Here is a 21,001-nt window from a genome sequence, read left to right on the forward strand (position 1 = left end):
GCGGTTGAAACCTTGGCGGTCGGCCCGCACGTCGGCGTAGGTGAGCTGCACGTTGGCCTTAAGTTGCGGATAATACACGTTTATCCAGTGCGGCTGGGCCAGATACGACGAGTCGCGCAGAATTTTGAAATCGTTGGGGACTATTTTAACGATTAGCACGCGAGATTCTTCGTCCTTGCTCTAAGCGCAACATGCTCTGAATGACGTTCCTTCCACTAACCACTAACCACTAACCACTAACCACTAACCACTACCGCCGCTCCAGCACGTCGAGGCGGTATTTCTCGTGGCGCTGGCCGTGCAGATGTCGTAGGGGGCCATTGGGAGTAGCTTTTCCGAGGAAGAATTCGTGTACGGCGTCGCCGGTGAGCGGGTAGTCGTGTACGGGGGGCGTCCAGTGTACCAGCACGAGCTGGCCGCTGGCTGGTAGCGCCGCCACTATCTGGTCGGCGGCGCGGGCCAGGTCAGGCGGGCTCCAGTAGTAACCTACTTCTGACACCAGAATCAGGTCGAACTGACCTGCGGGGAATTCGGTGGGTACGCGCAGCTGCCGCAGCTCTACCTGCGGCAGGTCGGCGCAACGCTGGCGGGCCTGCTGCAGGGCGGCCTTGGCCACATCAACGGCCAGCAGGTAGCCGCAACGCGGGGCCAGCCGGGCCGTGAGAATGCCTAATGAGCAGCCGATTTCGAAGGCCCGGGTGTAGTGCTCGCGTGGTAGGGCGGCCAGCGTGGCAGCGTACTTTTCCTGCTCGTAGGGGCTGGTGGCGAAGTCCCAGGGGTCCTGATTGGCTTCGTACACCTTGTCGAAATAGTCGGGCGGCAGCGTGTGGGGTTGGTTGGGGTTCGGCTCCATATAGAAAAGGAATCGGCTGAGGGTTAGGTGAGCGGCGCGGGTTTTCCGGCGTTGGCCTCCAGATACACTTCGGTGGGGCTCGCGAAGTGGGCCAGCATGGTGGGGGCCAGCGTGAAGCCGGTGGGGTCGTCGTCGATGCAGGAGCCGGGCAGCTGCGAGGCGTGGGCGGCAATGGCCCGCTGCTTCTCGGCCAGCACCGAACTGATATCGAGCTGCCAGCTGCTTAACTCGCCGGGCCGGGGCAGGTCGGCGGGGGCGGCCCGCTCCCAGGCCCAGACGAGGTATTCGAGCAGGCGCGGCGGGTGGGGCAGCTGCGCCAGCGCAGGCCGCACCAGCAGGCTGGTGGCGCGGTGGTCGGGGTGGGGGTCGCGGCGCCAGGGGCACAGTACGGTGGCCGGCTGCTTTTCCTGGAAGAACTCCACCAGCCGGGCCACGGCCGCCTGGCCGGCCGGTTCATCGGGGCCGGGCACCTGGCCGTCGGGCAGGCGTAGCGGCCGCAGATGGTCGGGGTTCAGGCCCAGCCGGGCCAAAGCCAGCCGTAGCTCGGTTTCGCGCAGGGCCAGGCGGGCGGCGCCGGAAACTTGGCGGAGTTGGGGTGCGACATCGTGCCGTCGCTCATCAGCACGCACCACACGGGCACGTTGGCGCGGGCCAATAGCGCCAGCAGCCCGCCGCAGCCCAGGCTTTCGTCGTCAGGATGAGGGGCAATTACTACGGTTGGCCCCAGCGTGGCGGCGTAGGCGGCCGGTTGCAATGGCAGGGCGGTCGAGTTGAAGGCGGGCAGCTCAGTCATGCCAGAGGCGGTGGGCCGGGCGGGGGTGGGCCAGGGCGTAGCGGCCGGCGTCGGCCAGGGCGGCATCGGGGGCGGGCTGACGCAGGTAGTGGGTCAGGTCGCGGTGCAGGCGCTCGAAAGGCTCGGGCCGCAGCAGGCCCCGGGCCCCTACGCACCGCTCGGCCAGCGGCAGTACCCGCAGGCAGATGTCCTCGATGGCCGAGCGCACCAGGTTGGCGTGGGCTACCACCGTTTCGGCGTCGGGGCCGGGGCGGGCGGCCAGCTCGGCGGCGGCGTGCAGCCAGTGCTGGCCGCTGGCTATTAGAATACTCAGCTGGCCCAGGCGCTGGCGCTGGTAGGGGTCGTCGGTGCGGCCGAGGGCGCGCAGAAAGCGGCGGGTTTCATCGAAAATGGCCTCGGCCCCGCCCAGCTGCACGGCCGCAAACCGAATGGCGCCGCCGCTGAACCAGGGCTGCTGGTAATAGTCGCCGGGCGCGCCCAGCAGCTGTTCAGGTTCCACTTCGAGCCCCGTAAAATCGACCCGGAAGCTGGCCGAAGCCCGCATACCCAGCGGCCGCCAGAACCGGGCGTCGTATTCGGGTACCTGGGTGTCGGCGGGCAGCACCAGCATCTGCCAGCCGCCGTCGGGCAGGGCGGCCGTGAGCAGCGGGCGGGTGAGGTGCCCGGCGCCCGAGCCGAAGGTCTTGCTGCCGCTGAGCCGGAAGCGGCCGTCAGGCAGCGGCTCCAGCTTCACTCCATCGTGGGCCTCGGTATTCCAGACGCCGAACAGGTGGCCCGCCCGGGCGTCGGCGGCCCAGTGCTGCACCTGCGCCGGCCGCCCGAAGCGCCCGATGAGCTGCAAGGCATTGGTGTGGCCCTCGTACACCCGGCCCACCGCTAGGTTGCCCCGCCCAATGTGGCGCAGGGTGCTGAGCAGCTCGTAGGTGTGGGCCGGTTCGTTGAGGCCGCTGCCGCCCAGCGCGGCGGGCAGCGGGGCCGTCAGCAGCCCGGCTTCGCGCAGCCAGTTGAATTCCTGGGTTGGGAAGCCGCCCTCAACGTCGGAGTGGGCGGCCTGGGCGAACAAGCGCGGAGCAAGGGCAGCGGCCTCAGCGGCGGCCAGGGCCGGAGTAGCCGCGGGCGCAGCAGCCGTGGTGGAGGCGGGTGGGCTAATCAGTTCGGGCATAAAAAACAGGGACCGGATAACAACTATTTCTTCTACGCACGGCGGCCCGCTTCGGCTGCCACGGTTGAGCTGCGGAAGTTAGCTAGGCGCCGCAGCCGGGCTGGTTTAACAATTCGGTAACAAAGGGCCGCGCGCAGGTGCCTACCTTCGCGGAGCATTTCACTAACCCATTCAGCCCCCTTCCGCCATGTCGCAGCCCATTCGTTCCGCCCTCATTTCGGTGTATTACAAAGACCGCCTCGGCCCACTTGTGGAGCTGCTGAGCCAGCACGGCGTAACGATGTACTCGACCGGCGGCACCCAGCAGTTTATTGAGGAGCAGGGCGCGGCGGTAACGGCCGTAGAAACGCTGACCGGCTTTCCGGCCGTGTTTGGCGGGCGCGTGAAAACGCTGCACCCCACCGTGTTCGGCGGCATTCTGCACCGTCGCCACGAGGCCAGCGACCTGGCCGAAGCCGCGCAGCACGGGATTCCGCCCATCGATCTGGTGGTGGTGGACCTGTACCCTTTCGAGGAAACCGTGGCTTCGGGCGCAGCCGAGGCTGATGTGATTGAGAAGATTGACATTGGTGGCATCTCGCTGCTGCGGGCGGCGGCCAAGAACTACCGCGACGTGCTCGTGGTGAGTAGCCGCGACCAGTACGCGGCGGTAACCGAGCTGCTGGTCCAAAAGAACTGCGCCACCGACCTAGAGGACCGCAAGCAGTATGCGGCCGTCGCCTTCGCCACCACCGCCCACTACGACACCGAAATCGGGCGCTATTTCACAGGAAGCGAAAGCCCGGCTTCCGCAGAAAAAACGGATAGCTCAAACCAAACGCCCCTGCGCTACGGTGAGAACCCCCATCAGGCGGGTACTTTCCACGGCGACCTGAGCGCGCTGTTCGATCAGCTCCACGGCAAGCAGCTCAGCTACAACAACCTCGTGGATGTAGATGCGGCCGTGCTGCTCATGCGCGAGTTCGAGGCGGCCGGCCCCGCCGCCTGCGCCATTCTCAAGCACACCAACGCCTGCGGCGTGGCCCAGGCCGATACGCTGCACCAAGCCTACCTCAACGCCCTGAGCTGCGACCCGGTATCGGCTTTCGGCGGCGTAATTATCGTGAACAAGCCGGTGGACGCGGCCACGGCCGAAGAGCTGAACAAGCTGTTTTTCGAGGTGCTGATTGCGCCCGAGTTCGAGGCCGAGTCGCTGCCGCTGTTGCAGAGCAAGAAAAACCGGATTCTGCTGCGCCAGAAGCCCGTGCAGTTTCCCGCCAAGCAAGTCAAGACGCTGCTCAACGGCACCATTGAGCAGGATTTCGACCAAGCCATCGAAGGCGCGGCCGAGTTCAAAACCGTAACCGAATCGGCGCCGACTTCCGACGAAGTGGCGGCCCTGGAATTCGCCCTCAAAATCTGCAAGCACACCAAGAGCAACACCATTGTGCTGGCCCGCGCCGGCCAGCTGCTGGCCTCGGGCGTAGGCCAGACCTCGCGGGTGGATGCCCTGCGCCAGGCCATCGAGAAGGCCGGTTCCTTTGGGTTTGATCTGAACGGGGCCGTCATGGCCTCCGACGCCTTCTTCCCCTTCCCCGACTGCGTGGAAATTGCCGGTGCGGCCGGCATCCGGGCCGTGGTGCAGCCCGGCGGCTCCATTAAAGACCAGGACAGCATTGCCGCCTGCAACCAACTGGGCATGGCCATGGTGCTCACGGGCGTACGCCACTTCAAGCACTAGTAAAGGAGTACGGAATAAAAAAAAGGAAGCAGCGCAGGCTAGGGCATGCCGGATGACGTTTGTCGGGCAGGCCCTGGCCTGTGATGCTTCATCCCCATAAATTACTCCGTACTTTTGCCCCCACTTTTGACGGGCGCAAGCGCCCCGTTCTCATTTACTTGCCGTAACTCAATGGGTTTCTTTAATTTCTTTACCAGCGACATTGCCATCGACCTGGGCACGGCCAATACGCTCATCATTCACAACGATGTTATCGTGGTGGACGAGCCGAGCATCATCGCCAAAGACCGCACGACCAATAAAGTAATTGCCGTGGGCCGGCAGGCGCAGCAGATGCACGAGAAGACCCACGACAACATTAAAACTATCCGGCCCCTGAAAGACGGCGTTATTGCCGACTTCCACGCCGCCGAGGAGATGATTAAGGGGATGATCAAGATGATTGACACCCGCAACCGGCTGTTTCAACCCTCGCACCGCATGGTCATCTGCATCCCGTCGGGCATTACGGAGGTGGAGAAGCGGGCCGTGCGCGACTCGGCCGAGCACGCCGGGGCCAAGGAGGTCTGGATGATTCAGGAGCCCATGGCCGCTGCCATCGGTATCGGCATTGACGTGGAGCAGCCCGTGGGCTCGATGATTATCGACATTGGGGGTGGCAGCACCGAAATTGCGGTTATTGCCCTCTCGGGCATCGTGTGCGACCAGAGCATCAAAACGGCCGGCGACGTGTTCAATCAGGATATTCTCGACTATATGCGCCGCCAGCACAACCTGCTGATTGGCGAGCGGAGTGCCGAGCGCATCAAAATTGAGGTAGGCGCGGCCCTGACGGAGCTAGACGTAACGCCGCCCGATTACGAGGTGCGTGGCCGCGACCTGATGACGGGCATCCCGAAGGTTATCAAGGTAACATCGTCGGAAATTGCTATTGCCCTCGACAAGTCGGTGGCTAAAATTGAGGAAGCCGTGCTCAAGGCCCTCGAAATCAGCCCGCCCGAGCTGTCGGCCGATATCTACGAAAACGGCATTCACCTAACCGGCGGCGGCGCCCTACTGCGCGGCCTCGACAAGCGCCTGGCCGTGAAAACCAAGCTGCCCATTCATATTGCCGAAGACCCGCTGCGCGCCGTGGTGCGCGGCACCGGCAAGGCCATCAAGGATATCCAGGCCTTCCGGGGCGTACTGCTGACCTAGAAGCCAGTAGTGAGAAGCTAGGAGCTAGAATCGAACGTCATTTAGAGCCTGCTGTGCTCTAAATGACGTTCTTTTTAAGTTCTCGGTTACTGGCCTCAAAGGTCTATCTGCTTCTGATTTCTAGCTTCTAACTCCTAGCTTTTCCGAATGAATAACCTGTTCGCCTTTCTGTTTCGCTACCGGGGTTTCCTGGTATTTGCGCTGCTGGAAGTGCTGAGCCTGTTTCTACTGGTGCGCAATAGCACGTACCAGCGCGCGGCGTTTTTCAACTCGGCCAACACCTATGTGGGGCAGGTGCTGGGCTGGCGCAACCAGGTGCAGGATTATTTCCGGCTGGCGGATGTGAACCAGGAGCTGCTGCGCGAAAACGCCCGGCTACGCCAGCAGTTCTACCCGCCCGACCTGGGCGGACGCACCCCCGACTCGCTGCCCGTACGCCAGGATAGCACCACCCGCGCCCGGTTGGCCATCCTGGGCCGCCCCGACTCGCTGCTGCTGGGGCTGCGCGCCCTGGCCACCCGCGACCCCGACTACCCGCTTATTCCGGCCCGGGTAGTGAGCAGCACTCAGCGCCTCGTAGATAACTACCTCACCCTGAACGTGGGCCGCGCCGATGGCGTGCGCGATGGCATGGGCGTCGTATCGGCGCAGGGTATCGTGGGTCGGGTAAAGGTGTTTTCGGAACACTATGCCACCATTACATCGGTGCTGCACTCGCAGAGCCGCACCTCGGCCCGCATCCAGCGCGACGGTACCATTGGCACCGTGCGCTGGCTCGGCGACGACCCCGCGCATGTGCTGCTCGACAACATTCCGCGCCAGAACAAGCTCGTGCGCGGCGACACGGTGGTAACCTCGGGCTACAACGCGGTGTACCCCGAGGGCGTGCTGGTGGGCACCGTCGATTCGTTTGTGAAGGAGCCCGACAAGAACTTCTGGACGGTGCGCGTGCGGCTGGCCACCGATTTCTCGCGCCTCACCTACGTGTATTTAGTTACGAGCCGGCCCCAGGCCGAGCGCGACACGCTGGAGCAGCGCGCCGGCATCAAACCCGAAACCAAGCGGCCATGAGCGGAGGATTTTTCAGCGTTCTGTGGCAGGCAGTGCGGGGCGTGTTCTACCTGGCCCTGTACGTGCTGCTGATCAGCGGCACCGACTTCGTGCTCTTTAACCTGGCCTGGTGCTTTATCTACCTGGGCTTTCTGCTGTTTCTACCGCTGGCCACGCCGCTGGTGGTGCAGCTGGTGCTGGGTTTTGTGGTGGGCCTCTCGCTCGATATGGTGTTCGACACCGGCGGGGTGCACGCCGCCGCCGCCGTGCTACTCATGTACCTGCGGCCCTGGGTGTTGCGCCTGCTCACGCCCCGCGACGGCTACGACGCCCAGGACTCGGTCAACATCCACCAGATGGGCTGGCAGTGGATGGTGGTGTACCTGGTGCTGCTCACGGCCATTCACCACGCGGCTTTCTTTCTGCTGGAGCTGGGCTCGTTCCGTTTTGTGGGCCTCACGCTGGCTAAAATCGCACTCAGCACGCTCTACACGGCGCTGGCGCTGCTCATCATTCAGCTGGTGTTCTACCCCACCAAGCGCCGGAAGCGGTAGGGTAGAGGTAGGTTACGTGGGGTTGATGGAGGGGAAGAAAGAAGTGAGAACGGTGTCATGCTGAGCGAAGGCGCAGCCGCAGTCGAAGCATCTCTACCGCAGTTACTAATCCTGACGACTGCACAACGAAGCGGTAGAGATGCTTCGGCTTCGTTGCACTCCGCTCAGCATGACGTGCTTGTTTCCCGTCCTTCCGCGCGTCAACTCTCCATCTCACCTTGCCCGCACCTTTTCCGCACGGTCAGGGTTATCTTTGTCTTCCGACCGCTCGCTCGGGGCGGAAACCCTTTCAGACTCTTCTGCTTTGCAATACCTCGAAGGCCGCAAATACGTCGTCCAGGCGATTTTCCTGGCCGTCGCGCTGGTTTTTGCGACGCGCCTGTTCTACATCCAGGTCCTGGACGGCAGCTACAAGCTGGCCGCCGACCGCAACACGCTCCAGCGCATCGTGCAGCCCCCTTACCGGGGCCTGATTTACGACCGTAAGGGCCAGATTCTGGTCCAGAATACGCCCGTGTACGATCTGATGGTAGTGCCGCGCGAGCTAAAAGAGCTCGATACGCTACGTTTCAGCCAGCTGCTGCAGCTGCCGCTGGAAGAAGTGCGCGAAGGACTGCAGCAGGCCCGCAAGTTCAGCCGGGTGAAGGCTTCGCCGCTGGTGCAGAACCTGAGCACCCAGGAGCTGGCCGCCATCCAGGACAACCTGATTGACTTTCCCGGTTTCAGTGTGAAGGCCCGCATGGCCCGTTCTTACAACACCCACACGATGGCCCACGCGCTGGGCTACGTGGGCTCGATTACGCCCAAGCTGCTCGAACGGCCCCAGTATGCCAAGTACCAGCCGGGCGAGTTTCTGGGCATCACGGGCTTGGAGTCGTTTTATGAAAAGCAGCTGATGGGCCGGCGCGGCGTGCAGTACCGCATGGTGAACGTGCGCGGCATCGAGAAGGGCGCTTTCCGCGACGGCGAGTACGACACACTTTCGGTAGCCGGCCAGGACCTGCACCTGAGCATGGACTCGGAGCTGCAAGCGTACACCGAAAAGCTGATGGCCGGCAAGCGGGGTTCGGTAGTGGCCCTCGACCCCAAGACGGGCGAGATTCTGGCCTTCGTGTCGGCCCCGATGTTCGACCCCGAAATGTTGTCGGGCAAGGGCATGGGCAACCGCTACATGGAGCTGCTCAACAACCCCGAGCAGCCGCTGTTCAACCGCCCCCTCATGGCCACCTACCCGCCGGGCTCCACCTTTAAGCTGGTGAACGAGCTAGTGGCGTTGCAGGCCGGGGTGGTAACGCCCAATACGCCTTTCGCGTGTAACTTCAAGCTGGTGCGCTGCACCCACCGCCACGAGTACCCCAGCAACGTGGGCATTGCCATCAAGCAGAGCTGCAACCCGTATTTCTACCAGGTAATGCGCGCTACCGTGCTGCGCGGGCGCTCCAGCAACCGTTTCGAAGATGCCCGCCTGGGCCTGGGCGAGTGGCGGCGCAAGGTGATGCAGTTCGGGTTGGGCGAGAAGCTGGGCGTGGATATGGGACAGGAAAAGAAGGGTCTGATTCCGTCGCCCGAGTTCTACGACAAGCGCAACGGCTACCACCGCTGGACTTTTCGCACAGTGTACTCGCTAAGCATTGGGCAGGGCGAAATCGGTATTACGGGCCTGCAGATGGCCAACGTGATGGCCACCATTGCCAACCGCGGCTGGTACTACACGCCCCATTTCGTGCGCGGCATCGGCAGCGGCGGGCCGCTGCCCGAATACCAGGTAAAGCACACGGTGGGGGTTGAGTCGCGGCACTTCGACGCCATTGTGCCGGGTATGGTCAGCGTGGTGGACGGCAATGGCGGTACCGGCAACAACGCCAGTCTGGCCGATGTGGGCATTTCGGTGGCTGGCAAAACCGGTACCGTGCAAAACCCCCACGGCGACGACCACGCCACTTTCGCCGCCTTTGCCCCGGCTCAGGACCCCAAAATTGCCATCGTCGTGTTCATCGAAAATGCCGGTTTTGGTGGCAGCTCGGCTGCGCCGCTGGCCGCCCTCGTCATGGAAAAATACCTGCGCGGCAAAGTAGCCCCCTGGCGCCACCGCTGGGAAGAGTGGCTGCCCGGTCCCGCCGACCGCTTCATCAAGCACCGGAATTACTGATGGAGCTGCTTGAAGGTCAGAAGAACGTCATGCTTTATCTGGCGTCCGCTTGTCGAAGCATCTCTACCGCTTCGTTGAATTACTACTGCAACAAGCGGTAGAGATGCTCCGGCAAGCGGACGCCAGTAAAGCATGACGTTCTTCTGACCTTCAAGCAGCTCTATCAGCTTGGGAAATGATTTCTAACTTTTAACTCTCAATTCTTAATTGAATTCCCTCCCTGCCCGCTACAACCGCAGCATCGACTGGGTCACGGTTCTGCTCTACCTGCTGATGGTGGGCGTAGGCTGGCTGAACGTGTATGCGGCCAGCTACTCGCCCGACGCACCCGACAACGCGCTGGGCTCCATGAGCTTTGCCCAACTCATGGACTTCAACTGGTTCAAGCAGATTGTGTGGATTGGTACAGCCCTGGTGCTGATTGTGGTGCTGCTCGTTATCGACCCCAAGGCCTACGACACGCTGGCCTATGGCCTCTATGGGCTGATGATTCTGCTGCTGATCGTCACGCCATTTATTGCCCGGCCCATTGCCGGCTCGCGTTCGTGGCTGGAACTGGGGCCGGTGCGCCTGCAGCCCGCCGAATTTGCCAAGTTTATCACGGCCCTGGCGGTATCGCGCTACCTGGCCGGCATCAACCTGCGCCAGCAAAGCTTCCGCGACCAGCTGGTGCTGGCCGGCCTCACGCTGCTGCCGCCCGTGCTCATTATCGCGGCCAACGAAACGGGCCAGGCGCTGGTATTTGCGGCCTTCCTGCTCGCTTACTTTCGCGAGGGAATGTCGCCCATTATCCTGCTGATTCTGGCCGCCGGAGCCGTTATCCTGATTCTGGCGCTGCTTGTGCCCAAGCTGTGGCTGATAATCGGTTTCACGGTGCTGCTACTGATAGTGCTGGCGGCCAACTGGCGGGCGCTGCGCCACTACATACCTATTTCGTTAAGCGTATGGGCGGTGGTTATCGGCATGGTGTTCGGGGTCGATTTCTTCTTCAACAACGTGTTGCAGGACCACCAGCGCAAGCGCATCGAAATCCTGATAAACCCCTCGGCCGACCCCTTGGGCGTGGGCTGGAACGTTACGCAGTCGAAAATTGCCATTGGCTCGGGCGGGCTGGCTGGCAAGGGCTTCCTGCAGGGCACCCAAACCAAGTTCGATTTCGTGCCCGAGCAGAGCACCGACTTCATTTTCTGCACCGTGGGCGAGGAGTGGGGCTGGCTGGGCTCGATAGTGACAATCGGGCTGTTTATGGGCCTGCTGGGCCGCATCGGCTACGTGGCCGAGCGGCAGAAATCGGTGTTCGGGCGCACCTACGGCTACTGCGTGGCCAGCATCATCTTCTTCCACTTCTGCATCAACATCGGCATGACCATCGGGCTGGCCCCGGTGGTGGGCATCCCGCTGCCGTTCTTCAGCTACGGCGGCTCCTCGCTGTGGTCGTTCACCACGCTACTGTTTATTCTGCTCGCCATTGATGCCGCCCGCAAGCAGGATTTAGAGCGGTATTAGGGAAGATTGAAGCAGTAAGCTTACCAGTTTGGAGATGCGCTCAGCTCATACACTCGTATGAGCTGCCTGGTTTGGTCTCAACCAATCAAACATGGTCTCCCGGCTAATTATCAGCGAAAATGCCACCGCAAAAACCGGGGCGGCCAGGTAGCCCATGCGGCCCAGGTCGCCGGAAAGCAGCATGTGGGCGGCCACGATAACTAGCAGCCAAGCCCGGCCGGGCCCACGGCGGGCAGCCAGTTTTGACGAGCCGCCCGGCTGCGCAAACCAACTAGCAGCGCGAGGCTGAAGAAGCCGAAGATGCTGAAGATTTCGCCCGCCCCCTTCACTGAAAACAGCCGCTGCAGCGAATACGTGATGTTTTCGAGGTGGCCCAGCGCATTGCTGACGCTGGCTTCCGGCGGCGTGCCGGCCTGCTGGTCGATCCAGAGGCGCAGGGCCAGCCAGGCGGCCCCACCCAAAGCCAGCCACGCCAGCTGCCAGGGCCAGCGCAGCGCGTGGCGGCCGTACCACAGCAGCCAAGGCACTAGCATAAGGCCCGATTCTTTGGCGGGCAGCGCCAACAGTAGTACGGCCACTACTACCCCAGCCGAGTTGGCCCGCACGGCGTAAAACGCCAGCGCAAACACTAACAGGTACAGACTGTCAACGAGGGGTAGGCCGGCCGTGTATACCGTCCAGCGGCTCGTGAAAACGGCCGCCAGGGCCAGCGCGGCCGCCAGCGGTGAGGCCCCACTAAGCTGGCAGGTACGGAACATCACCAGCCCCGCACCCGCCAGCAACAGGCAGTTCACTACGTAAAAAGCCAACCGCAACGGCCAGTCGGAGCCGGGGCGCTCGGGCCAGATGCGGGCATATATCTGCTCGATGGGCCAGGCTAAGGCGGCGGCCACGGCTGGCACCAGTACCCGGTAGCGCCGCGTCAGGCTCACGCCCGCAAACTCGCCCCGGGCCACGCTCAGGTAGCTGCGCGTGTCGAGCGAGTGCGAGAAGTCGTAGTGCCGGTACATGGGGTAAGCCGGCCCCGCCACCAGGCCCAGGCCCAGCAGGTACACCAGCAGCCAGTGGGGCCAGCGCAGAGACGGAACAGCGGGGTGGGGCATGGCAACGAACGGGACGAATGTAACGAGCCCCCGAAGCTGGAGCTGCCTCCGGGAAATCAGGTGCTGAACTTGCGGTCAATCAGGCGCAGCAGCTTGTTCACGTGCTCATCCTTGCGCACCCAATGCAGCTCGGCGGCCAGGTTGTCGGTTACATAGCGCTTGGCCGCGTCGGCATCTGGCAACGCATCGAGGTGCTGAATGGCGGCGTGGTAGCGCATGTTTTCGCCCCCAAACAGCTCGTTGATAAAGCTGAACCGCTGATTAATGGAAATAGCCTCGCGCAACGACTCGACATTCGGCGCCTTGTCGCCCAGCGTGGCGGCGCGGTCGGGCCGCAGGGTTTCGCTCAGCGAGGGCGTGCCCGACCGCTCGGCCTTCAGCTTGGCGTGCAGCGGGACCGTGGCAACCTCCGCTTCGGCTGTGGCCGGCTCTTTGGCCGCCGGCATTGTTGCGGCCGGCGCCGTTGGGGCCGCCGCAACGGCCACCGGCGCGGGAGTTGGGGCAGGAGCGGCAGCTGGCTGAACCGGCACTGCGACGGGCGGCGGGGAAACTTCGCGCAGCTCGTCTTCGGTGAGTGGCAGTAGCTCGTTGAACTGCGCTACCAGCGGCGCAATAGGCTCCAGCTGATCAGGGTTGCTCTCCAGATGCTGGCGAAAGTGGCTGATGAGGTAGTCGCGGGGTTGCTCCTGGCCGGCCGGCAGCGCGTCGATGAAACGCTCGAACAGGGTTTTGTTGATGTTGAGGTAGCGCAGGCCTTCGCGCAGCTGTTCGGGCGTGCGGGGGCCGGCTTCGGCGGGCAGCAGCTTGGTGGCGAGCGTATCGGCCGGGCTGAGGGCACCGGCCAGCGTGTCGGCCACGGCCTGGGCCAGCAGGGGCTCGTAGGTGGGCCGGCTGAGGCGGATGCGCCGCGAAAGCACGTTCATGAACTGAGTGAGGGCCTGGCGCACGTCGGCATCCTCGAAATCGAAATACGCGCTGCGTAGCTGGGCCATTTCGGCCGTCCACTTGCCCAGCAGCTCCTGCACTACAAACAGGTTTACCTGCCGGACAGGAGTGAAACTGAGTACCGCCGGGCCATCGAGCGTGGCCGTGGGGCGGGCCCCGAAATGTTGGTCGCAGAGCCGGGCTGCCAGCAGCCGGCCGTATTGTTCACGCTGAGCGTGGCTATATTTGGTATTCATTGAGAGCCTGGTTCAGCGGGCAATTTACAGAAAGATGCCCACTCTGATTGTTGAAAACCTGGCCGGCGTAGCCATTCCGGTGCCTGCCGGGGCCACGCTGCTGGCCGCCATCCAAGCGGCCGGCCACGACTGGCAGCATGCCTGCGGGGCGCGGGGCCGCTGCGTTACGTGCCGGCTGCGGGTGTGCGCCGGGGCCGAACTGCTTACCGAGCCCACTGCCCCCGAGCTGCGCTACCGCGCTGCCGGCCGCCTCCGGCCCGATGAACGCCTGGCCTGCCAGACCCGCCTGCCCGCCGGCCGGGTAAGTGGCCGCGTGCCCCGCGCCACCCAGCTCCCGCACATCGTGTATTCGCTGCCGGAGTAACCAAGAAAACGCGCAAGCTCCATTATCATTGTAAGCCGGGCGAAGCAACGACAATAGTACCTTTGCCGCTCACCCTTCATTCACCGACTCCCTCATTTGCCGCCTGTGTTTATTGAACCCCGCGTTGGTACGCGTCCTGGTGGCAGCAGCGCCCGCCGGGGCTGGATTGAAGTTGTCTGCGGCTCCATGTTTTCGGGTAAAACCGAGGAGCTTATACGGCGGCTGAAACGGGCCGAAATTGCCCGGCAGCGGGTGGAAATCTTCAAGCCCGCCCTCGATACCCGCTACCACGCCGAAGATGTGGTGTCGCACAACCAGAACAGCATCCGCAGCACGCCCGTGCCGGTGGCCCAGGAAATCCTGCTGCTGGCCACCAGCTGCGACGTGGTGGGCATCGACGAGGCCCAGTTTTTCGACGAGTCGCTGGTAGAGGTGTGCGTGCAGCTGGCCAATGGCGGTACCCGGGTTATTGTGGCCGGCCTCGATATGGACTTCCAGGGCCAGCCCTTCGGCCCCATGCCCGCCCTGATGGCCGTGGCTGAGTTCGTGACCAAGGTGCACGCCATTTGCGTGCGCTGCGGCGAGCTGGCTTCCTACTCGTTTCGCGTAACGGCCGCCGAAGACAAAATTCTGCTCGGCGAAACCGATGCCTACGAAGCCCGCTGCCGCGTTTGCTTCCAGGAAGGGCTGCGGCAAAAGGTGAAATAAGGAACGGCACTAAAGCCCGGCCGGGGGCGTTAACTTGCGTCTGTTCGCCTAGTTCTTTACCGCCCGCTACATGAGCCTACTCTTACGCCTGCGCGCTGCGCTGCTGTTGCTTTTCCTGCTGCTGGCTTTACTGCCGGCCGGTACGGCCCGGGCCCAGTCGGTGGCCGCCGGCTACGGCGAGTGGCAGCTGCACCTGCCCAACAACCGCGCCCTGGCGCTGGCCGAGGCCGACGACCGGGTGTATGTGGCCGCCCAGGATGCTTTCTTCTACCTCGACAAGAAGCTGGGCACCACCCGCCTGCTTTCGCGGCGCGATGGCCTGAGCGACGTGGGCGTGAGCACACTGGCCTACGACTCGGTGGGCCAGCAGCTGCTGGTGGTGTACCAGAACGCCAACCTCGACCTGCTGCGCCTGCAGGACGGGAAAATCAGCAACCTCAACGACATTTTCCGCAAGGACATCAACGGTGGCAAAACCGTTTATCAGGTGCAGATTACCGGGCGGCGGGCCTATCTGTCGGCCAGTTTTGGCATTGTAGTTCTCGACCTCGACAAGCGCGAAATCCGGGATTCGTACACCAACATCGGGCCTGGTGGCACGGTGGTGCAGGTGTACGCCACGGCCGTGGCCAACGGTACGCTGTTCGCCGCTACCTCCAACGGGCTGATGCGCAGCAGCCTGGCCGGCAACCCGCTCGACTACCGCACCTGGACCACCGACCTGCCCGCCCGCCCCGGCGACCCTTACCGCACGTTGGCCGTGCAGCAGGGCCGGGTGGTAGCCGGTATCAATGGCGACCGGCTGTACGCTTACACCGGCCCCGGCAGCTGGCAACCCCTGGCTGGCTCGCCCGTAGGCGTCAGCTTCCGGCAGCTAACGGCCTCGGCGGCCGGGCTGCTGATAACCGAGCAGGCGCAGGTATCGGTGCTGAACGTGGCTACCGGTACCCGGCGCCCAACGTTGCGGCCGGCGCTGTTGCGCAACCCGCAGGCCAGCCTGCGCAGCCGGGACGGGAATTTTTACGTGGCCGATTTTGAGAACGGGCTGCTGCGCATTGCCCCCGATGGCCAGCAGGCCGAGCAGTTTCTGATTAATGCGCCCGCCGGGGCCCAGGCCTTCAGCGTGCTGGCCGATGCCCGCACCAACACCGTGGACATCTTCACGGGCGGCTACACCGACCGGTATGTGCAGCGCGGGTTCTTTCGGGGCTTCTACGAGTTTCAGCAGGGGCAATGGACCAACATTACGCCCGCTACCCTGCCCAACCCGGCGCAGTACCCCAACCCCCAGGACCTGACCCGGGGAACCCGCACCGCCGACGGGACGCTGTATGTAGGCAGCTACGGCAACGGCCTGCTGGAGTGGAAGGGCCCGGGCGAGTTCCGGCTTTTCAACCCCACCACCAACCTGCCCAACCCTTTGCGCAGCGCTGTAGCCAATCCTGCATTCACCCGCGTAACCGACGTTGCGGCTGACGCCGAAAACCGCGTGTGGGTGGTGAACCGCCACCAAATAGCCGGGCAGTCGGGCCTGTTCGTGTTCGACCCGGTGGCCAGCAGCTGGCGCATTATCGACTACTTCGCGGGCAGTGAAAACCTCGACCGCATTGCCCTCGACGACGCCGGCGCGGCGTGGGTTTCGCGCGCCCGGGCCCCCAACAGTGGCCTGGGTATGGTGGTCCACAACCCCGAAACCCGCGAAACCCGCTACTACATCCAGGCCGTGGGCCGGGAAAGCACTGTGCGCGACATTAACGACGTGTACGACGTAGTGAAGGACCGCGTGGGCGACATCTGGGTGGGGACCAACAAGGGCCCGGCCTTCTTTCCCAACCCCGGTGGCGCCTTCGACCCTCAGCAAACCGTTGGTTTTCAGCTGCCTTATGTGGATAAAGGCGGGAAAGATGAGGTGGGCTTTGCGACGCTGGACAACCAAAAGATAAACGGCATTGCCATCGACGGAGCCAACCGCAAGTGGTTTGCCACCGAAAGTGGCCTGTGGCTGTTTACGGCCGATGCCAACGAGGTGCTGCTGCACTTCACCACCGATAACAGCCCCTTGCCTTCCAACAACATCGTGGATGTGGCCGTGAACGACAAAACCGGCGAGGTATTCGTCGTGACGGATGCGGGCGTGGTTAGCTACCGCGGCGACGCTACTATCACCGAAGGCAAGCCCAGCTGCGCCAGCGTGTTTCCGAATCCCGTGCGGCCCGATTACGCCGGGCCAATAGGTATTTCGGGCCTGGCCAACAACGCCAGCGTTAAAATAACCGATGTAGCGGGCCGGCTCGTATTCCAGACCCGCGCCAACGGCGGCACCGTAAGCTGGAACCTGACCGATTACAATGGCCAGCGCGTGCGTTCGGGCGTGTACCTGGTGCTCACCTCCGACGCCGACGGTAAGAACGGCTGCGTAAGCAAGATTGCCGTGGTGAGCAAGTAGGAGCCCGAAGACCCCACTTTTTATAGCTCATCACTCAACACGAAGCAATGCTTATCAAAACCCGCGGTATTGTTCTCAGCCATATTCGCTACCGCGAAACCAGCATTATTGCCCGCGTGTATACCGAGCGGCTGGGCCTGCAGAGCTACCTTGTGAACGGAGTGCGCAAGGCCAAGCCACCCGGCCGCATTGCCCTGTTTCAGCCCCTCACGCTGCTGGAGCTAGTGGCCTACACATCGCGCAACGGTGGCCTCACGCGCCTCTCGGAGTTTCGTTGCGCCGAGCCCTTCCGTACGCTACCCTACGATGTGCGCAAGAGCAGCATTGCCCTGCTGCTGTCGGAGGTGGTGAGCCGGGTGCTGCTGGAGGAGGAGGAGAATGAGCCCATGTTTACGTTCCTGCACGATTCGGTGCTGGCCTTCGACCGGCAGGAAACGGGCTTTGAGAACTTCGCGCTGGTGTTTCTGCTGCAGCTCAGCCACTACTTGGGCTTCGGCGCCGAAACAGGTGAAGAAATTACCACTCAGGTAGCCTTCGCCACCGATGCCGCGGCGGGCACCAACCGTGGCCCCACGGCCCTGCGCCGCGAGTTCGACCAGCACCTTGACGAGCTGATCCGCACCCCGGCTACGGTTAGTATCCCCAACGGCCGCGTCCGGCGCGAGTTGCTGGGCGTGCTCATCCGCTACTACCAGCTCCACGTCGAGCGCCTCGGCGACATCCGTTCCTTGGCCGTGCTATCGGAAGTGCTGGCAGAGTTGTAGAACGGGAGAGGTGAGAAGCGAGAAAAGGAACGTCATTCTGAGCGAAGCCGAAGAATCTCTACCGCTTCGTTGTAGCAATTCAACGAAGCGGTAGAGATTCTTCGGCTCCGCTCAGAATGACGTTCGTATTTTCCCTAATCCCTAATCCCTAATCCCTAATCCCTAATCCCTAATCCCTAATCTCTACTTCACATCCACCAGCTCCACATCAAAGAGCAGGACGCTGTTGGCGGGGATGGACTCGCCGGGGCTGCGGGGGCCGTAGGCCAGAGCCGAGGGGATGAGCAGGGTGGCTTTGGCTCCTTTGGAAAGCTGGGCCAGGCCTTCATCCCAGCCCGGAATAACACGACCGGCGCCCAGCGGAAACTCGATGGGCTTGTTGCCGTGGTTGGCCGAGGCATCGAACTCCTGGCCGCTCAGCAGCTGGCCCCGGTAAAGCACCGAAACCGTTTGGCCGGGCTGGGCTACCGGGCCGCTGCCGGGGCGGGTAACCACGTAGTACACGCCGCGGGGCGTTTTTTTGGGCTGTAGCTGGCGCTCTTTGGCATAGGCCAGAATGAGCGCTTCGTCGCGGCGGGCCTGCTCGGCAGCCTTTACAGTGGCCGTTTCCTGCTGGCGGGTTTCCTCCTGCCGCATCTGCGCCTCCACTTCGGCCGGCGTCTGCACGCTTACGGCCTTGGCGAATACCAGCATAGTGGGGCCGGCCCGGCGGATGAAGCCGGGCACGGGCTGCCGGAACGACTTGCTGAACACCGTGTCGATGTTGAGACGGAACACGCCCGAGTCGCCGGGCTGGAGCAGTGCCAGCGCCTGCTCGACGCTGCCGCCCTGGTTGGGCCTCAGGGTGTCGAGCGGTACCCGCACGGGCTGGCTCTCGTTCTGGCGGCGCGAGTGCATGAGCACCGAATCTTTGGCGGTGCGGAATTGCAGATGCAGGCTCAGGATGCGGCCTACGCGGCCGGCGTAGGTGGGGTCGCCGGTGGTAGGTAGCGCGGGCCGCAGCACGTAACGGCCCTTTTCGAGCCGGTAAATGCGGTACTCCAGGCCCGATTTCAGCCGGTTGAATGGCACCGGCTTCCCCTGAAACGACACCAGCCCCGCCGCTGCCAGCAGCAACGCACTCACCGACCCCAACACGCGCATCCGGACAGAATAAGGCATACAAACAGATGCTTTTAGAAACGTGAACAAAAATAGCACACGTCTGCAAACAAGAAAAAAAACGGTCATTCCGCCCAAGCAGAACGACCGTCGTACCGTTTCTCACTTAACCTTCAGCACTTCCAACTCGAAAATCAGGTCGGCGTTGGGCGGGATGAGGTAGCGGCGGTTGTTATCGTCGTCGGGGTCGGGCAGGCCTTTGGCGCCATAGGCCAACCGGGCGGTATCCAGACGCGCGCCCGGCTACCCGCGGGCAGCAGCAGCAGCGCCTCATCAAACCCTTTGATAACCTCTTTCTCGCCCGCCCGCACCTTCAGCGGGCCGCCCTGCTGCACCGAGGTATCGAAAATGTGCCCGTCGGCGGCCAGAAAACCGGTATAGTGGACGGTAACCCGACTGCCCATTTTTGGCGTTGGGCCGGCCCCCGGTTGCCGAAGAGCGTAACGCAGCCCCGACGACGTGGTTAGGGCCCGGTTCTCCAGGCTGTCGGCGGGGGGTAAGGGCGCGGCAGTGGTGAGGGTCCGCTGGGCGTGGCCAGCCAGGGGCCAGCCACCCAGCAGTAGTAAAATTGCCCACGTCAGCCCTTGCCGCATCGCTCAGTTGGTTATTCTACGCTCAGGATTTCCAGATCGAACAACAGCGGCGTTCTGGCAGGAATAGGCCCCGATGCTTCCAACCCGTACCCCAGATAGGAGGGAATGAGCACTAGTTTCCGGTCGCCCTGGCGCATTTCGAGCGTCGCCTGATCCCAGCCTTTTATCACGCCGCCGGCCCCGTTGCGGAAGCTAAAGCAGCCGCAGTCGGTGCGGTTCGTGCTGGACGCGTCGAATACCTGCGACTCGTTGCGCTTGTTGATAAACCGGCCCACGTAGTTGACCGTCACTTTCTGGCCGGCCTTGATTAGCGGGTTGGCTGCCGGCCCGTCGGTGAGGGGCACCAGATAAATGCCCGAATCGAGCCGGCGGTAGGTGGTGATGGCGTTGCGGGTCAGGTAAGCCTGAATGGTGTCGTCGTCGGCCTTCTTCTGGGCCTCAATTACCTTGGGGTCAATCTGGAAGGGGTTCGTCGGCTGCTTGCAGCCCCCCATGAGCGAGCCTCCCACCAGCAGGGCAAGCAGCGACAGAAACAGGGTCAGTTTTTTCATTATCATACAGCAAAAGAGGAAAAGCCACCGCCTGTAAGGCTGGCCGGCTTACTTGATGTTAACCACCTCCACATCGAAGCGCAGCACCGAGTTGGGCGGAATAGAGCCCGTTGCGGAACCCTTGTAGGCCAGACCCGATGGAATAAGGAGGATAGCCTGGGTGCCCTTGTTGAACTTTTGGAAAGCCCGGTCCCAACCAGGAATTACCTGACCCGCGCCCAGCACAAACGGAAAACCGATAGTGGACTCCTTGGTCTGGTCGAACACGTTGCCATCGAGCGTAGAGCCTTTATACTTGACGATAATCGTTTTGCCCTTAGCGGGTAAACCGCCCGTGCCGGCCTTGGTAATGAACACGAACATGGTGGTGTCGCGCACGAAGCCCGTCAGGTTGTTGGCCTGGATATAGTCGGTAATCAGCTGCTCATCGCGCGCGGCGAAATCGGTGGCAGGCTCAGAGTCTTCTCCCTTTTTGCAGGCCCCAAACGCAAAAAGCAAAGTCAGCAGGAAAAAGGGGAGCAGCGAATGCCGGAAGTTCATAGCAAGCAAAAAGCGTAGTGAGAAAATATTATTGAGCCCGTAGCAGCTCTACATCGAAGCGCAGCACCGCGTGGGCCGGAATCGGGCCCGTAGCGCGGGCGCCGTAGGCCAGGTCGGAGGGAATGAGCAGGATGGCTTTGCTGCCGGGGCGCAGGCCGATGAAGCCCTCGTCCCAGCCCTGAATAACCTGGCCCCGGCCCACCGTAAAGGTAAGCGGCTCGTTGTTGCGGTTGCTCGTCGAGTCGAAAACCCGGCCATCGAGCGTGAGGCCGGTATACAGCGCCGTCAGCTGCTGGCCGGCAACGGCCGGGTTGCCGGTGCCGGGCTGCGTAACGGCCACGTACAGGCCCGAACCCTGCCGCACGAAGCCCGTCAGGTTGTTGGCCTTGATGTAGTCGGTAATCAGCTGCTCGTCGCGCGTGGCGTAATCGGTGTTATCAGTAGGATCGGACTGGCAGCCGGCCAGCAGCAGCGGCAGCAGAATCAGCAGCAGCGCCAGGGAGCGGCGGCTGCGCTGGCCAGTGCGGTGCACGGCAGAACAGAGGGAAGAAAATAACATCAGCAGGAAGAAAAAACGTGAAAACCCCTACGGGCAGGATACAAAAA

General features: G+C 62.9%; 21 protein-coding genes and 1 pseudogene. 10 read left to right on the forward strand and 12 right to left on the reverse strand.

Annotated elements, in window-relative coordinates:
* The 5 genes and pseudogenes from D0N36_RS20340 to D0N36_RS07090 all read right to left on the reverse strand — a co-directional run.
* A pseudogene (locus tag D0N36_RS20340) lies at window positions 1-159 on the reverse strand (hypothetical protein); the annotation flags it as partial.
* A gap of 91 nt (window positions 160-250) precedes the next feature.
* Complete coding sequence (locus D0N36_RS07080) at window positions 251-853, reverse strand: class I SAM-dependent DNA methyltransferase (RefSeq protein ID WP_116940706.1); 603 nt, start codon at window positions 851-853, stop codon at window positions 251-253.
* A gap of 23 nt (window positions 854-876) precedes the next feature.
* Complete coding sequence (locus D0N36_RS07085; protein ID WP_262895306.1) at window positions 877-1,482, reverse strand: PIG-L deacetylase family protein; 606 nt, start codon at window positions 1,480-1,482, stop codon at window positions 877-879.
* Window positions 1,365-1,646, reverse strand: coding sequence for a PIG-L family deacetylase (locus tag D0N36_RS19925; protein ID WP_262895303.1), 282 nt, complete (start codon window positions 1,644-1,646; stop codon window positions 1,365-1,367). The genes D0N36_RS07085 and D0N36_RS19925 overlap by 118 nt, the downstream gene beginning before the upstream one ends.
* On the reverse strand, window positions 1,639-2,808 hold the full coding sequence (locus tag D0N36_RS07090; RefSeq protein WP_116940707.1) for an acyl-CoA dehydrogenase family protein: 1,170 nt from the start codon (window positions 2,806-2,808) through the stop codon (window positions 1,639-1,641). Before D0N36_RS07090 ends, D0N36_RS19925 begins: the two co-directional genes overlap by 8 nt.
* Window positions 2,809-2,995: 187 nt before the next feature.
* On the opposite strand from D0N36_RS07090, the gene purH reads away from it, so the two are divergent.
* From purH to rodA, 6 genes are all read left to right on the forward strand, one after another.
* Entirely contained in the window at window positions 2,996-4,528 is a 1,533-nt protein-coding gene (purH, locus tag D0N36_RS07095) for a bifunctional phosphoribosylaminoimidazolecarboxamide formyltransferase/IMP cyclohydrolase (RefSeq protein WP_116940708.1), read from the forward strand.
* 171 nt (window positions 4,529-4,699) lie between these two features.
* The gene (locus tag D0N36_RS07100) at window positions 4,700-5,725 is read left to right on the forward strand and encodes a rod shape-determining protein (RefSeq protein ID WP_116940709.1); all 1,026 of its coding nucleotides are present in this window, start codon (window positions 4,700-4,702) and stop codon (window positions 5,723-5,725) included.
* Between the two features lie 147 nt (window positions 5,726-5,872).
* Window positions 5,873-6,796, forward strand: coding sequence for a rod shape-determining protein MreC (gene mreC, locus D0N36_RS07105; protein ID WP_116940710.1), 924 nt, complete (start codon window positions 5,873-5,875; stop codon window positions 6,794-6,796).
* Entirely contained in the window at window positions 6,793-7,329 is a 537-nt protein-coding gene (locus tag D0N36_RS07110; protein WP_116940711.1) for a hypothetical protein, read from the forward strand. The genes mreC and D0N36_RS07110 overlap by 4 nt, the downstream gene beginning before the upstream one ends.
* A gap of 304 nt (window positions 7,330-7,633) precedes the next feature.
* Window positions 7,634-9,478 (forward strand): penicillin-binding protein 2, encoded by a 1,845-nt coding sequence (gene mrdA, locus D0N36_RS07115; RefSeq protein ID WP_116940712.1) that lies wholly within the window; start codon window positions 7,634-7,636, stop codon window positions 9,476-9,478.
* 207 nt (window positions 9,479-9,685) lie between these two features.
* A complete protein-coding gene (gene rodA / locus D0N36_RS07120) occupies window positions 9,686-10,984 on the forward strand; it encodes a rod shape-determining protein RodA (protein ID WP_116940713.1) in 1,299 nt (432 codons plus the stop codon).
* A 200-nt stretch (window positions 10,985-11,184) separates the two neighbouring features.
* On the opposite strand, the gene D0N36_RS07125 is transcribed toward rodA, so the two are convergent.
* Both D0N36_RS07125 and D0N36_RS07130 read right to left on the reverse strand, forming a co-directional pair.
* A complete protein-coding gene (locus D0N36_RS07125; RefSeq protein ID WP_116940714.1) occupies window positions 11,185-12,087 on the reverse strand; it encodes a hypothetical protein in 903 nt (300 codons plus the stop codon).
* Window positions 12,088-12,143: 56 nt separating this feature from the next.
* Window positions 12,144-13,268 (reverse strand): hypothetical protein, encoded by a 1,125-nt coding sequence (locus tag D0N36_RS07130; protein WP_116940715.1) that lies wholly within the window; start codon window positions 13,266-13,268, stop codon window positions 12,144-12,146.
* A 34-nt stretch (window positions 13,269-13,302) separates the two neighbouring features.
* On the opposite strand from D0N36_RS07130, the gene D0N36_RS07135 reads away from it, so the two are divergent.
* The 4 genes from D0N36_RS07135 (at window position 13,303) to recO (ending at window position 17,550) form a co-directional block, all read left to right on the forward strand.
* A complete protein-coding gene (locus D0N36_RS07135; RefSeq protein WP_116940829.1) occupies window positions 13,303-13,632 on the forward strand; it encodes a 2Fe-2S iron-sulfur cluster-binding protein in 330 nt (109 codons plus the stop codon).
* A 105-nt stretch (window positions 13,633-13,737) separates the two neighbouring features.
* Window positions 13,738-14,340: a thymidine kinase gene (locus tag D0N36_RS07140; protein ID WP_116940716.1), complete on the forward strand. Its 603-nt coding sequence runs from the start codon at window positions 13,738-13,740 to the stop codon at window positions 14,338-14,340.
* Between the two features lie 70 nt (window positions 14,341-14,410).
* A complete protein-coding gene (gene porZ, locus D0N36_RS07145) occupies window positions 14,411-16,786 on the forward strand; it encodes a type IX secretion system anionic LPS delivery protein PorZ (protein ID WP_116940717.1) in 2,376 nt (791 codons plus the stop codon).
* A 47-nt stretch (window positions 16,787-16,833) separates the two neighbouring features.
* Window positions 16,834-17,550 (forward strand): DNA repair protein RecO, encoded by a 717-nt coding sequence (gene recO / locus D0N36_RS07150; RefSeq protein ID WP_116940718.1) that lies wholly within the window; start codon window positions 16,834-16,836, stop codon window positions 17,548-17,550.
* Window positions 17,551-17,733: 183 nt separating this feature from the next.
* Here the strand turns inward: recO and D0N36_RS07155 are convergent, their stop codons facing one another.
* The 5 genes from D0N36_RS07155 to D0N36_RS07175 all read right to left on the reverse strand — a co-directional run bounded on the left by D0N36_RS07155 (window position 17,734) and on the right by D0N36_RS07175 (window position 20,954).
* Window positions 17,734-18,711 carry an FKBP-type peptidyl-prolyl cis-trans isomerase gene (locus D0N36_RS07155; RefSeq protein WP_242478827.1) on the reverse strand — a complete coding sequence of 326 codons (978 nt, stop codon included), beginning with the start codon at window positions 18,709-18,711 and terminating at the stop codon, window positions 17,734-17,736.
* A gap of 134 nt (window positions 18,712-18,845) precedes the next feature.
* The gene (locus D0N36_RS07160; protein WP_116940720.1) at window positions 18,846-19,304 is read right to left on the reverse strand and encodes an FKBP-type peptidyl-prolyl cis-trans isomerase; all 459 of its coding nucleotides are present in this window, start codon (window positions 19,302-19,304) and stop codon (window positions 18,846-18,848) included.
* Between the two features lie 11 nt (window positions 19,305-19,315).
* On the reverse strand, window positions 19,316-19,855 hold the full coding sequence (locus tag D0N36_RS07165; RefSeq protein WP_190242559.1) for an FKBP-type peptidyl-prolyl cis-trans isomerase: 540 nt from the start codon (window positions 19,853-19,855) through the stop codon (window positions 19,316-19,318).
* 48 nt (window positions 19,856-19,903) lie between these two features.
* Window positions 19,904-20,395, reverse strand: a complete 492-nt coding sequence (locus tag D0N36_RS07170) for an FKBP-type peptidyl-prolyl cis-trans isomerase (RefSeq protein WP_116940722.1) — start codon at window positions 20,393-20,395, stop codon at window positions 19,904-19,906.
* 28 nt (window positions 20,396-20,423) lie between these two features.
* Complete coding sequence (locus D0N36_RS07175; protein WP_116940723.1) at window positions 20,424-20,954, reverse strand: FKBP-type peptidyl-prolyl cis-trans isomerase; 531 nt, start codon at window positions 20,952-20,954, stop codon at window positions 20,424-20,426.
* Window positions 20,955-21,001: the final 47 nt, after the last annotated feature.

This window comes from Hymenobacter lapidiphilus (genome assembly GCF_003417065.2).
GTDB lineage: Bacteria > Bacteroidota > Bacteroidia > Cytophagales > Hymenobacteraceae > Hymenobacter.